The 14,266-nt window shown below is 34.3% G+C and carries 12 protein-coding genes; all 12 read right to left on the bottom strand.

Annotated features, from left to right (window positions below; translation table 11 throughout):
- Position 1 precedes the first annotated feature (1 nt).
- Positions 2-2,815 (bottom strand): hypothetical protein, encoded by a 2,814-nt coding sequence (locus Q1A73_RS15325; protein WP_299607148.1) that lies wholly within the window; start codon positions 2,813-2,815, stop codon positions 2-4.
- Between the two features lie 64 nt (positions 2,816-2,879).
- Positions 2,880-6,104 (bottom strand): baseplate J/gp47 family protein, encoded by a 3,225-nt coding sequence (locus Q1A73_RS15320; RefSeq protein ID WP_299607146.1) that lies wholly within the window; start codon positions 6,102-6,104, stop codon positions 2,880-2,882.
- A 22-nt stretch (positions 6,105-6,126) separates the two neighbouring features.
- A complete protein-coding gene (locus Q1A73_RS15315; RefSeq protein WP_299607144.1) occupies positions 6,127-6,546 on the bottom strand; it encodes a GPW/gp25 family protein in 420 nt (139 codons plus the stop codon).
- 2 nt (positions 6,547-6,548) lie between these two features.
- Complete coding sequence (locus tag Q1A73_RS15310; RefSeq protein WP_299607142.1) at positions 6,549-6,839, bottom strand: PAAR domain-containing protein; 291 nt, start codon at positions 6,837-6,839, stop codon at positions 6,549-6,551.
- A 94-nt stretch (positions 6,840-6,933) separates the two neighbouring features.
- Positions 6,934-8,679 carry a type VI secretion system tip protein VgrG gene (gene vgrG / locus Q1A73_RS15305; protein WP_299607141.1) on the bottom strand — a complete coding sequence of 582 codons (1,746 nt, stop codon included), beginning with the start codon at positions 8,677-8,679 and terminating at the stop codon, positions 6,934-6,936.
- Between the two features lie 2 nt (positions 8,680-8,681).
- The gene (locus tag Q1A73_RS15300; protein ID WP_299607140.1) at positions 8,682-9,407 is read right to left on the bottom strand and encodes a LysM peptidoglycan-binding domain-containing protein; all 726 of its coding nucleotides are present in this window, start codon (positions 9,405-9,407) and stop codon (positions 8,682-8,684) included.
- A gap of 2 nt (positions 9,408-9,409) precedes the next feature.
- Positions 9,410-9,577: a DUF5908 family protein gene (locus Q1A73_RS15295; protein ID WP_299607138.1), complete on the bottom strand. Its 168-nt coding sequence runs from the start codon at positions 9,575-9,577 to the stop codon at positions 9,410-9,412.
- Positions 9,578-9,583: 6 nt separating this feature from the next.
- Positions 9,584-10,027 (bottom strand): phage tail protein, encoded by a 444-nt coding sequence (locus Q1A73_RS15290; protein WP_299607136.1) that lies wholly within the window; start codon positions 10,025-10,027, stop codon positions 9,584-9,586.
- Positions 10,027-10,473: a phage tail protein gene (locus tag Q1A73_RS15285; protein WP_299607134.1), complete on the bottom strand. Its 447-nt coding sequence runs from the start codon at positions 10,471-10,473 to the stop codon at positions 10,027-10,029. Before Q1A73_RS15285 ends, Q1A73_RS15290 begins: the two co-directional genes overlap by 1 nt.
- 39 nt (positions 10,474-10,512) lie before the next feature.
- Positions 10,513-12,471: a phage tail sheath C-terminal domain-containing protein gene (locus Q1A73_RS15280; RefSeq protein ID WP_299607132.1), complete on the bottom strand. Its 1,959-nt coding sequence runs from the start codon at positions 12,469-12,471 to the stop codon at positions 10,513-10,515.
- Positions 12,472-12,486: 15 nt separating this feature from the next.
- Positions 12,487-13,497, bottom strand: coding sequence for a hypothetical protein (locus Q1A73_RS15275; RefSeq protein WP_299607131.1), 1,011 nt, complete (start codon positions 13,495-13,497; stop codon positions 12,487-12,489).
- Positions 13,498-14,088 (bottom strand): DUF4255 domain-containing protein, encoded by a 591-nt coding sequence (locus tag Q1A73_RS15270; RefSeq protein ID WP_299607129.1) that lies wholly within the window; start codon positions 14,086-14,088, stop codon positions 13,498-13,500.
- Between the last annotated feature and the right edge of the window lie 178 nt (positions 14,089-14,266).

Below are 14,266 nucleotides of genomic sequence, written 5' to 3'. Positions count from 1 at the left end.
TTTAAAGATTCCCTATGTTGGTTCTTCCTAATATTATTTTGTTTCCTGTTTCTTCTGTTTCATCATTATCACAATCGTGTAATCTTCCTGTTTGATAAATTGTATTGGCCTTATTCATAGCTTCTATCAATTCATTTAAAGTAGCTCTATACTTCTCGATATCTGATTTGCTTTCTATAGTGGTATCACAATGTAATTGCTCTAAGAAGCTCTTATATTTGGTTTGAAGGTGTAGTATGTCATTTTCTTCATCTGGTACTAATCCTAAGGGATGTCCAATCCAACATATTTTGGCCAAAACATGGGCAGGTAGTTCTTCTCTAATCAATTGCTCGGCAAATCTTCTAAAATCTTTATCCCCAAATCTCTTCGTCCATCCTGGAAGTATGATCGAAACCCTAAAGGAGTATGGATCGAAAGGGCTGCATGACTTGCAATCTGTATCTATGCATACTGGCATAAAATTTTCTGGACTGGCATCGGGTTCTAATCCTGAAGGATCTTCAACATCAAATTGATCTAAATTATTCTTATCTGGTCTAAGCAGGATATGTTCTATGATATACATTCCTTCATCTGCGGTTACCTCTTTTATTAGTGTAATTAGAGCATCTCTCGCAGCTATCCCTTCTTCTTTAGTGTCTGTAAAAGCTATTCTTCTTGCAATAATCCAATCTTCATTCTCTGGATCATTGATATCAGGATTAATTAGGTTGAAATATGTCTGAGTACCATCTTCGGTTAACTTAAAGTTGTAATTATCTGGATTTTTAGCATAGTGATATGCTAAGAAAAGTTCTTTAAAAGCATCCTCTAAACTATGATAATGCTTACTGGAGGAAAGCAACACCTGACTTTCATTTTTAATCCTCCATCTGTATTCTGTTACACCATCATCATCGAGTTCTTCATAAACTTCTAAAAATTCGGAAGCTAAATCTCTTCTACTATGATTTACAATTCCAAGTAATTTTGCTATTCTTTGTTGAACACCTGAAACATTCACCGTATCCCAAATACCATTATAGTTTATCGTAGATTCTGGATTACAGTAGTTAAATCCCAATCCTCTTGCGCAACTGATTTCTTTATAATTTTGTAAAAAACTAAGCTTTGCCCTCAAAATTTCATCATTGGCAATATCATTATCGCCATAAATTAATTTCATCATAAAAGCGTAGTCACTAAATCGTTCGGCGAATCGACTAATCAAGTGATCTAATAATTGATTCCTTCGTTCATAGAACACCTCTTTTCCTGTTTTTTCTTCGTGCAGATCATTTATGATCTCCAGAAGATCAGATTCATAGTTCGAGTAATCCCCTACTATCATTTTAATATCAGTAACATCTTCAACTTTTTGTGCATAATAGGTTTGCCTATTCTTGAGTTCTTCTGCTTCCGTAAGTATTACATTATCCACATATAGTTTTTTCAGATGTTCATCCACGGATAACAAATCTTTTACTTTGGATAGATGCTGAAAATAATTGGCCAATATCTGATCAAAGAACAACAAATATGCTTTTAGTTGATTTGCTTTGGCCTTTCTTGGTTTTTTAGCATTTCCTGGAAGTCCAAATGGAGAAATCCCATAGGCATCAGGAAAATCATTCTGAATAGTTGTGTAACTTTCTGGCGCCATGTATTTCCCTAATGGCATTGCTACATCTTCTATCTCAACATCTTCATATTTGGCTTTTTCCTGTGCTTTTAGTTTAGCTAAGTGGGTCACTACTTTTTCTTTATTAATTCCTATTGGTAATAGTCCCTTGGTGAAATTAAAAGTACTTTTATCGCATCGTACTGGTTTATGCCAATCCTTAATACAAATATTCCATGCACCTTCTAACCCCAAAGTTTCTCCACAATTACTAATTGAGATATCCTTAATTACATGAACCCCTTCGATATTCATGATGAGCTGAATGATATCAGATAATCGAACATCCTTTCGAAGATCTGCTTTGATTAGTTCTTCTTTATCAATAAAACCACCTTTACCATTTTCTAAATGGGTGCATCCACTTGAAAAAGGAATAGGTCCTTCAAAAATTTGATCTGTTGTATATCCTTTATCAAACATTTGCTGTAAAGAATAAAAATTAACGGTTGGAGAAAAATAGAGGTCTATGGCTTGATAAATTAGTGCTAGTATATATTCTTCATCAGCACCTGGATCCAAATCTATATATGCACAGATCGCAATAGGATGTTCTTCTACAATAGAAACATCTACTACATCTTCGCAAAGATTTCTGTTCTGATGATATATGTCTTTTACTAAAGAAATAATAGTAGTTGGATCTTCAACTTCTTCTTCCAGATCAATAATTACATCATTAAGACCTTTTAATTTAAATGGTGCTGGAAAAGTTTGGTTTTCATCAAAAGGAGTATAGGATAATTGAGCCGGATGTTCTTTACAGTTGACATATATAAATTCTTCGTGCTGTTTTATCCATGCATTTTTTACACCATCAATATGAATAAAAAGATTGCGGTAATCTAAAGCTGTTATTGGTTTTGTAGGTAAAATATGTATAGCAGATAAGAACTGTTCGTGCATTTTTGCCATATTGTTGTCCTTAGACGCTAAAAGATTTTCTATAGGCATTTCGATACGTTGCGATAAATCTGTTATGGCATACGACAGCATTTCTAAAATAGTAATCCCAGGATCATGTACATTATAATCCGTCCATAGCTTACTCCCGATTTTCTCTATATAGTCTACTCCAATTTCTCGCAAGTATTCATAATCCAAATCATTTTTGGTGCTTACATTTTTGGGTATGGATATCGTTTCTTTCACGAGTTTTACTTTTTAATAATTAATTCTTTCTCCTACTTTTACTGTATTCTAAAAATCATCATCTTTATACTTTACATTCTTCTGAAGGACTCACTACACTTACAACGTGCTTTGTATATTCTACAGAAGTCAGAATCACTTTCGCACTTGATGGTACTACTTTCTTTGTTTGATTAAATATTTTTTTTCCGGTAGACGCGTCAATCCCTGTTTCTTGCAATAATTTAAAGTCAGTTATGTAGTCTACATATGATAACTTCTCGATATAATTAATTACCATGCTTTGATGTAGGGTAATCCCAAAATCAATTACCGAAGTTTCCTCAAAAGCCCAAGGAGCTAAAAGCTTAGCAATATCTTTTTGTAATTGGATACTATAAAAACTCTCATCTTTACCTTCGTAAAACTTCGCTTTTAAATTGACCTTAACTTCTTCGTATACTGGATTAATTACCTGAGCCGCAACATGGAGCGTATTCAGATTATTTATAAATCCCTGAATAGCATTACGTTTTGCTTTACTGATTCTCGGTTTATAAGGATCATATACATTTTGGTTAATGATATTCGGTATGACCACCAAGGTTACATCGCCAGGAGACAAAAAAGACGTTAAAGATGTATGATTTAAACAATTAACCTTATAGATGTCTGGAAATTCTTGTAATACCAGATTTTCGTAATCCCATATAGTAATAGCTCTTTGTTTATGTCTAAGGCGTTCACTAATTCTGCGATAAAAATCTTTATCAGTTTCTTCTGGTTTGCCATCAAAAGAACCATAATTCTGGGTAACTCCTTTTACATTTGCTAGCCGTTCTACTAACTTAGAGATTGTTCCTTCAGGAATACCATATCGTAAATGATTCAGATTATTATTGTTATTTTGAAATTGTGCTAAAACAGCTTGCGTCTTAATATCTATAAGCTGACTTACGGTATCAAAATCTCTTGGATTCTCTACTTTAACCCAGAATAATCCTGTTGGTAATTTTGTATTTTCTTTTGTAGCTTCTTTTGGAATCGAAAACTTTACTATTCCTGATTTTAGAAAATTATCCGTGTTGTTAGATATTATGTAATCTGTATTTAAAGACAGCCATTCATTATTGCATAATATAGACCATTCTAGTTTTTCTCCATCAGCAAAATCATTTGCTGTTTCAGGGTTTTCACTACCTTCTAAGGTTTGTACTAATAAGGAAACGTTTTGTAGATTTTTCGCATTTTCAATCCCTATAAACAAGCATCCTTTTTTATAAGCTGGTAATAATTTGATTTCTGGATTGGCAATAGCTAGTACAGATGCTTTTTTTAAATCTTCACTTTCTTCCGATATACCAAAAGGGTGTTCATGGAATAGCTGAACATTTGCATCCGTCGTGCTTGCTTGTGCGGCATATCCAACTTTTATTGTTTCTATCTGTGGAGTATACGGCGCATTTGGAATTAATGTGTCAGTAGCATTTTCTTTGGATAATGCCACAGAAAAAATCTTAGGGAACAGATCATGCAGAAATGATTGATTGAGAATAAGTTTGACAAAACCTTTTTTTATGGAAGCTGAAAACTTTTCTTTAGTAGGTATCTTTGATTGAAATGGAAGTCCTCCTTTTTGAAATTTTGGTAATGGATCCATAAGAAAATCCAAAAAACCACCTTTTTCACTTCCCACTTCAGCAGTACGGGTAATTGCTATAGTACTTTTATTGCGATCAGTTTCGCTAAAAAGTAAATGATCCAGATCTTTTGATTCCCAAACCCCATTCTCTAGAACTTGTATTTCTGAAGTAAAATAGTTTTCATTAGCTACAATAGCTTCTAAATTATCATCATTTACTAATCCTCCACTAGAATTTAAAGCTAACGTATATCTATCTTTACTAATTCTTTCTATAAACTCTGTTCTGTAAGCAATATAATTTTCGACCAAATTGGGTTTATCTTTCCAAGAGAAATCAATATTTATTTCTGTCCAATTTTTATCTAATGCTTCGGGAAGGCCAATAAAAAAATTAGATCCTTTTTTGGGTTGAGGACCAAAAGGATAAAAAGGTTTGGAAGCATCTAAAACCCCTAAATCATTTTCAATAGTTATATCCTGAATGGAATCTACAGAGACATCAATAGAGATATTATTTACCTTAGTAGCAGAAAATATATTTTGAAAGGTATTTCCAATGGTATTCGTAATACTATTTTTTATTAAAAATCTGGCTACTGGATCTGTAGTTGTATAGGGTTCCAAAAGCACTTCCTGGTCATACTCAACAATAGACTCTAGTCCTTCATTAAGTATAACCACTAGTTTTAGTTCCCCAGAAGCTATAGTAGATTCTGCAACATTAATCTCTCCTTCGATCCATTCTTTTTCTCCACTAAAAAAAATGGCTAATGCTTCTGGAATATCCGAAGTATTTATTCCTACTGCGCTAAACGCACCTAAACTTATAGTAAACGTTATTGTCCTTTTTCCTTCTTTTAGCAATAGAACAGGAGACGCGACTCCAAAACCAGTTTTTGCAAAAGGAAGATTCGGATAAGTTGCAGCATCTTGTGTTGGTCCTAATGTATCTGTGGGATATCCAAAAGGCCACCATCGTATCTGATCATCTGGAAAATCTTCTCCTAATCCATCGTATGAATTTGCAATCAAAGCATTTCTAACACCAACTCCTTCTTCATAGAATACATTACGTAGTGAAGAAACGGATGCCTCATTGACCACAATTTCTTCTTGTGCATAATATTCGCGCTTTATACCATCTTCATCTTTTCCTCCATCTAACTTAGTGTCTTTATCTATTTTAACCTCTGTAGCATTTTTAGCTAGTTCAAACAATACGTGCACTTTATCTTCTACAGCTGCCTTATTGCTCAATTTTAGAACTTCTTTATAATAAAAATCAAGATGTTTTTTAGACAAACTATTAAGTCGTTCTTGCGAAAAGCTAGTGAGCTTCAAAAAAGCTGCAAATAAAGAGAGATGTGGTTGAATACTTTTCTCAATTGAGATTTCAGCTTCTTCTAGTTTTGTAAGTCTTTCTACGAAACTTGCTATTTCTTCTTCTTTTACAAAAAAGTTACTCCAGTCACCCGAAACGGTATTACTTTCTGTATCAAAATATTGTACTTTTTGTGAGAACCTATATGCAAATCGCATCCAATCATCGATACTCAAATCGTGTAATTGTATACTTTCTGGATCTAATGCATCAATACAACGTTGACTTTGAGAAGTACCATTCCTCATCAATAATAGATCGTTATGTTCGCAACTGCTGCTCATTGTATTGTCTTTTTATTTTTGCTTAAATATTAGTACCCTCTTGTTTATAGAATGGAAACACCAAATTATTTCTAGCATTGGTTGCTCTAATTCGGTAATCGATATTGATTAATAATTCTCCATCCAATTCGTTGGTTTGATCAATCTGTATCTTCTCTGCATCTATTCTTGGTTCGTAGTAGAGAATGGCATTTTTTATCAACTCTCTTACAAAAGTTTTTAATGTGAGATTTAGAGGTTTAAATAAAAGTTCATCGAGATTGCATCCATAATTCGGAACCATTACGCGTTCTCCTAAACGAGTAGATAGTAAAACTTCTAGACTACTTTTAATATCACTTTCATCAGAAAGCATTGCTACTTTTCCGGACTCGTTACCTTCCTTTACAAATTCTGGTGGAAATCCCCATCCTGTTCCTAAAAATGATGTATTTGTATCCATAATCATCCTCCTATTATTACTGTTGGCAATCCCATCACTATGGTTCCTCCATGAGCTGTACTATCACCCATTCTTGCTGCTGGCATTCCTCCTATCATTACGGTTCCGGATCCCATAATGATTGTATCTGGCGGGCCTACACAAGTTGCCATATCTCCGACTCTTGCAGCTGGTAAACCTCCAATGAGCACTGTTGGTTCTCCTGCTGGAAGTATTGGACCTCCCACATGGGGAACTACTCCGGTTACCATAGGACATACATGCATATCTGTTATTCTTGCTGCTGGTGGCATTGTATTTTCTTTTTTTAGTTGTTAATTATTGGTTTATAGTTTCTGTCCCAAGAATTTGCTATCAAGCTCTTCTTTTCATTCTCTATATATTTCTCTAATTTATCTGTACTAAAGAACCTTTTAAGGTTGCGGTAGCACTCGACGACATTTCTACTCCTGCCGACCCTTCCGCTTTAAATTGTGCGTTGGCTTTAATATTTACATTGGTTCCTTCGATATTTACATCTCCAGAAGCTGTAAGATTGATATCGCTCGCACTTTCAATCGCGATACCAGAGCTATCGACCGTAATAATGTTAGAATTATCATCCTCCACTACTATGGATCCCGCATCTTCATCTAGCACTATTTTTTTACCTGCCGGAGTTTCAATACTTATGGATTTTTTATCATCATCAAAAAGTACTTTCATTTCACTTCTAGTAATAAATCCTTTTTCATGATTATCATCACTGGCTGTTATAGGAGCAGGCTTTGCACTGCTATTAAGCATTCCTAATACTACTCCATCATTAGGATCATCATTGATAAAACCTACAATTACCTCATCTGAGATTTCAGGAAGAAAGAATGCTCCTCTATTTTCTCCTGCATCTAAAGATGCAACACGACACCATATCCCTTGTTCTTCATTATTTATAATGGGTAACTGTACTAATATTCTATTTTCTCCATCAGGATCTTCTTCTAACTGACTCACAATTCCTATTTGGAGTCCACAGATTCCTGATAATAATCCAGAAGCTGGTAATGGATTAATATCATAGATTTCAGAAAACCATTTGGGGTTTATTCCAAATTGCGCATCTACTGTCCAATTACCTTCGGAAATATGATGACTTATTCCTGTAACATACACGTTGCCATTAAATCGATCACCTACTCCCTGAAGTTTTAAAATAGTACCAGGTTTAACAGCTGGGATTCCTTGAAATTTGACTCTTCCTCTTATCTTAGATAATTGCTGAAACATCCACTTTGCATCACTCCAATCTTGCATTTCGGTTGTAGAAAGTGATCCTCCATGTCTCAATTCTAGATTTTCCAATCCTATTATTGATGAAAGATCTGACGGTTCTAAATTTCCATTAAGAGAAACTGATGGATCTGCAGCCTCAATCTCCACAAGTTCCTGATCAGCATAATTCCAACTATACGAAGTAACCTTATCAATTTGATGTCTGGCATCAATCTCTGCATCTAGATCGAGCATTGTAGCTCCATAAGTTACCGTTTCTATTTCAGCACTAGAGAAGTCAGGTTTCTTAACACTTAATTTACCATCATCGACAAAGCATAACTTACCATTTGCTTGTGCTCGACTTACTATAAAATCCCAATCTGAAATATGGTATTGCACCAATTCTTTATGCTCATAATTTGTAGCTTCTACCTCTTTATCAATACCATATGCTCCAATAATTTCTTCGATAATATCACTATCTTTATTGTCATAGAAATAATTGCTTTTTCTACCAATCGTTAGCTTAACCGCTTCGTCTTTACATTCTACAATCAAATAAGAACCATTTGCCCTTATTTTGATATTATGTTTAATGATGATTCCTTTAAAAACCGTTTCTTCATCTGAATGATACCCAGCAGTAATTTCGATTTCTGCACCTGGAATTAGTAGTTCCTCATTACTTAGTTCAAAATCCTGTTTTGCAGGTTCTCCGTCGATCAAAATAATTTTAGCCGTAGGGATTCTATTCACTTCCTTTTCAATAGAAATCGTCTTTACCTGATATTTTTTAGACAGTTCATTTCCTCCCACCAAAAGTTTATGAGTGATCAGATCCGCACTTTTAGAGGTTTGTATTACACTTCCTTGCGCCATGATTATGAAATTTTTTCTATTGGTGGAAAAAAGAGTTCTGTTCCTACTTCCAGTTTTCTAAAAGATGTTAGTTCATTTACCTTCGCTACTTCGAGATAATATCTAGAATCTCCATAAATACGATGCGACATCAGTGGCAATGTATCCCCTTCCTTTACTAAGCGCACATGCGTTAGATCAGGAGACTGATTATTTTCTCTTGCCACTCTTAAGTCGTCTTCTACAAATCCTTGAAATTTTGCTTTGGCAACCGCTCGAATCGGAGTTCCGTCTGATTTAAAAAGCTTGAACTCTATGCTCATTTCAGTGAGTTTCCCTTTAAACAAAAGGGTTCCCCAATATATCATTACATAATTAGGAGCATGTTCTTCTCCATTATAATCTAGGATTACTTTTTTAAACTTTTCAATATCATCAATAACCCCTTCACCATTGTCTTTGAAAACAGTATTACCAGAACTTTCATTAGGATTATTACCATAATGAACAATGACCCCTGTTCTATCAAATAAAAACTCTAACTCCAGATCTTCTGGAAGTTTTTTATTGAATCTTGGAGAAAGATCACTTGTACCTGCCGCTTGATCTTCATTTTGTTCAATCTTATAATTAAACGTATACTTCTCTGGATTAATCAGAGTTGTAAACTCCCCATCTGCTACCTCATCGTTAAACTGAGGATCGCTATACGCTTTTACCCTAAGTTTTGTTAATTCTCCTGTACTCATGACTAACGATCTGTTTGTTTAGCAATTATTTCCATAATTTGTTCTACACACTCAGCAATAATGATATCCTTATCAGCTTTAGTACTTTTAGCTGCTTTGCCTTCAGATTTTTTTGCATCATTATCTACATTGATCTTAATATGCAATTCTTTAATTTCTATTGCTCCCATTTGTATTTATGTTATGGTATTGTAATAGTTATATACTAGTTCAATCGTCTCGATAACCACTTTGCTTTCTTCTGCATTAAAATCTCCGATGGACCATTTTATAGGGTATGCATGCACTATATTCCAGGATATCAGCGGTTCGTGTTTTTCGTTTAGTAACTTGACGATTAGATCTATTGGCTCAAAATCAAAGTTCTCCACAGCTTTTTTACACCAATTCACCACCTCTGAGTTTACTAGAAGTCCTCTTTTTAAAACCAGATTAGGGTATTTAGTTCTTACTGGAATTTTATGCTTAAACCTATTTTCTCCACCTTCGGTAACTTCTTCAGTTTCTATATCCACTGTTAATCCGGAGACAGACTGAAAATGATAGTCTTTTTCACCGGTAGACAAACCGGTGAATTCTACACTAAAATGAAAGCCTACTGGTGGATAATAGGTAGCCATTAGGATGCTAGTTTAAGACTATTAATTACAAACTCTGCGGATTCTATTGCGATCTCATTTCCATCTGCTTTTAGGTCCGTAGATTGCAGTTTAGACAACCATGCATCTGCAGCTTCCCAAGTGAGTATTGGCTCATGCTTTTCATCTAACATGCTAATGGTAAGGTCGCTTCTAAACTTCTCTTCTCCTTCTTGGAAGAAGACGTTTTTCTTCCACATTTCATAGAACTGTCCTTTAGTGGAGGCGAAAGTTCCTCTCTTGATAGCGATATTTGCAAACTTGGTCATTCCAGGTTGTTTCTTCTTGAAATAATCATTGTCTGCTCCTCCTCTATATTCTATAACTTCAGTTTCAAAATCTAAACCAGATACTTCTGTACAATTCAGTTCGGTGTCTCCACCGATAGTTACTTTAAAATGGAACTTTGGTAATGGATATTCTGCCATGATTTCTATGTTTTAAAATTTTATATTAGTTAAGGGTTATTATGCTTCTTGCATTTTATGAGAGAATCTAAGAATTATGAATTCTGCTGGTCGTACTACTGCCATTCCAATTTCTATGATCATTTTACCATCTAAAACATCATTAGCAGTCATGGTTTCTCCTAAACCAACATTTACGTAGAATGCTTTATCAGGAGTAGGTCCCGCGAGAGCTCCTGCTCTCCATTGCAGTGTTAAGAAATTATTTATCATTGCTTTTACGCGAACCCATGTATTTCTGTCATTTGGTTCAAAAACAAATTGCTCTGTAGCTTTCTTAATGGATTCTTCTGCCATGTTAAAAAACCTTCTTACCGGCACATATCTCCATTCTTTATCATTTCCTGCCAATGTTCTTGATCCCCAAACTAAGGTTCCTTTTCCTGTAAATGTTCTGATTGCATTTATTGATTTTCCCGCAGTAGTATCAACATTAAGTCTATCTTGGATATCATTGGTGATTTTTTGACTAGGCTTCACTGTATATTTTACAGAAACATTTGCTGGTGCTTTCCATACTCCACGATCATTATCCACTCTTGCATATATTCCAGCCATTGCAGATGATGGTGGTAATTCTAACGGAAGGTTATTGATAGCTGTTTTAATATTATTATATGTGGCACTATCCATATCTTTTATAGCACTCAACTTAAAACCATCTAAGTTTCCACTATCTGGATCCACGGCTTGTGCATTTGTAATTGCAGTTATTACTGGAGGTGTTATTAAGGCTTCCACAGCGTCTATGGTTGCATCTACTGTAGCTAAGGCTAAAACGGCATTAGCAGATTCTGTTTTTACTGCTGTTCCGTTTGCAGCCTCTTGAATAGTAGTTAGATGAGTACCTAAGGAAGTGATCAATGTCGCTATCGTTGAACTATCTTCTACAACTACTGCTAAAGCATCTGCAGCGGCGGTTGCGGCAGCGGAAACGACAGCGTCTTCGTTAGAGTTGGCTGCAGCCATACGAGCATTACTAACTATGGTATTTGTGTCTTCTACAATAGCGGATAAACTCTCTATGATCGGCGTGAGTGCATTCGTTATCGTTGATGAATTTGCTAGCGCATCACCAGCTGTCATTGCTTGTAAAGCTGTATCTTCTGTAGTAAGAGTTGTTACCAAACCTGTCATTGCAGCTTGCGCATCAGCGATATTCGTCAATAAATCGTTGGTATCACTTAAAAGTACTGGTTGATTGGTATTATGAGTGATTTCTAAAGCATCTTCATCATAATGATAATCCAAAATTGTTTTTAAATATGGAAAATACACTGCTCCATATTTCTTTTCATCAATATCCGAAGTGATCAAATTTCTCACTCCTTCTGGTTCATTCATTTCAACATCTTCATCATCTGTATAGGTGTCTATGATGCTAAATCTATCCTGCATTTTTTTACACTGCGCTAATGCATTATTATACAGGTTATAGAAATCTGCTTCATTAGCAAGTGAAGTTGCATCTGGAAACAATAATAATGTTGGTTCATCTTCTTTTTCTAGTGTATTTAAACCGTCAGTAAGGTCATTAAACTGTACTGGAGTTGATGAATTATTTGCAATTGCATCTGCATACGTATTTACAGAAACCACATAACACGGTCCTCCTCCATTAGCAAAATACATTTGCATGGCATAATACATTAAAAAAGGTGATTTTTCATCTTCTACAGGTTCTGTAACTGTAATGGATTTTTCTCCATCGACTTCGGTAATGGTAATTCCTAAAGCGGTTTCTTTTTTTGGAAACCCAAAGTGCACCTCGTATTCCAACATAGAGGTAATTCTCTTTGGATCCATATGTAGCGTCTCTGTAAGATCTTCTTCTTTCTCTTTTGCTTTCTCAGTATACCCTATAAAAGCTGGAATAGCTGTTTCTACTTGGGCTACCGAAGGAGGAAACTTTACAATTTCCTCTATATAGACCCCTGGTGTTTTGTACGTAGTTGCCATAATTTTAATTGTTTATTAAATAAAAATTTCAGAATATGTTGTTGTTATATTTGTATTTTCGTCTGTGACTTGTTTTATCATATTTGCAGTGGGATTTGGAAACATGTATTTATCAATATCCACTGGTAATACTCCAGAAAAGTCCGTATTGGGATCAATTTCTATAAAGCCATTTTTAGTCAATGGTTTTACCGAAGAAGTTTCCAATTCATTATCATCTGATTTTTTAATATACTTCCAGATTGTTTTTCTATTATCGAAATGAATTTTAAATGCTGGGAAGGGATCCAATAAAAAACTTTTACTCTCGTTAGGATCACTCGTATCGATTTCTACTACATCCATAGTATTATCTCCAATCATTTTTAACTCTATAATTCCCAATAAACCTTTCCCTGTCTCTTTTTGTATAGATTGCTCAATAATTAGTTTACCTTCATCAGTTATTAGGTCATCTTGATCTAATTCGGCAATTAAGTCCAATCGCTTATTGATTTCAGCATTTATATTTGCCTGTTGAATATCAAACCATAACTGTTGTGTACTTTCTTCAGTTATCAAAAAATCTTCTGTAACTAAATCATTAGAAATATTCGTTGGGATATAAGAGAACGGATTCGCTTCTGTTGCTGGTTTTCTATTCGAGAAATAATAGAGCTGATTATTCTCTTCAATTAATTCTGTATAATTATCAAATAAATAGTCCTTTTTGTATAAGAAAAATGTTAGTGTAAGTTCACTATTCAGGAAACTACTTGATTTTAATTTATTAGTATCTTCTAAAACATTGCTTAACACCTTAAAACCTCTGGACTCTTTAATTAAAATCAGTTTATGATTCTTCATTATTCTATAAGTAGCAAGAGATGGAATCACATCAATAGCATCCAAAAAGTTATACTTTTTCAATTGCTGTTCCTTCTCATCATCATTCATGGACTGAAATGTAACATCTCCATCATCCAGAAAATAGGAATGAAGTAGCTCTACAGAAAAGAGAGTATCGTATAAAATTCTAAACGCCATCTAATTATGATTTAAACTTCCATTAATTTCCGTTATCAATGCGCCTTCAGCCTGAGTAACATCTCTTTCTATTTCGAGTACACTTATTTTATATATCACCGAAGGGTACTGTTTTCCTCCCAGTGTTCCCCAAATGAAATTCATCTCTTCAAAAGATGGGCTAAAAAGTTCTACAGTGAATTTGAAATCCTTGATCTGATCCATTCCATCTAATGCTCTATCAAAATTTGTATTACTTTGAGTAAAAATCCTTTTAGACTGAAAGAATTCTATAACTTTTGATAGACTCTTTAATGACTCTGTATAATCACTTCTATTTGCTGAGAACATGACGTATAGATTCAAATGGACTTTGTTGTTTTTATAAATAACTTTGGCCCCTTCTATTTGATGATTAAGGATATTCTTAAGTGTTGCTTCTTCTTCGGTATGAAGTAATGATAGAATTACATTATTATTAGTACTGGAATTCTCATTTGCTTCTGAATCTATAAAAGCAATATTCTCTAGAGAAACTGGTTTTTCATCAATCTCTACATTAAAGAAATTATTGATTTCTTCAGTAATTATCTGTAATACCTCGAATATCATAGGTTTATATTAGTCTATTAGTAATATGGTTTTAAAGCTTAAGCTATTCATCTCCAACTCAGGGATGTTTTTAAACTTTACATAAATCAGGTAATCAATGATAAATAGGGGTAGTAATTCTTAATCTGTAAAAGGGAAATATGTGTCTGATTAAGATGATATAAAATTATGTTTTAGA

Origin of the sequence: uncultured Aquimarina sp. (assembly GCF_947492115.1) — a bacterium.
GTDB lineage: Bacteria > Bacteroidota > Bacteroidia > Flavobacteriales > Flavobacteriaceae > Aquimarina.
Note: the sequence above shows the minus strand (reverse complement) of the source record. Positions and strands in the feature narration are given on the sequence as shown.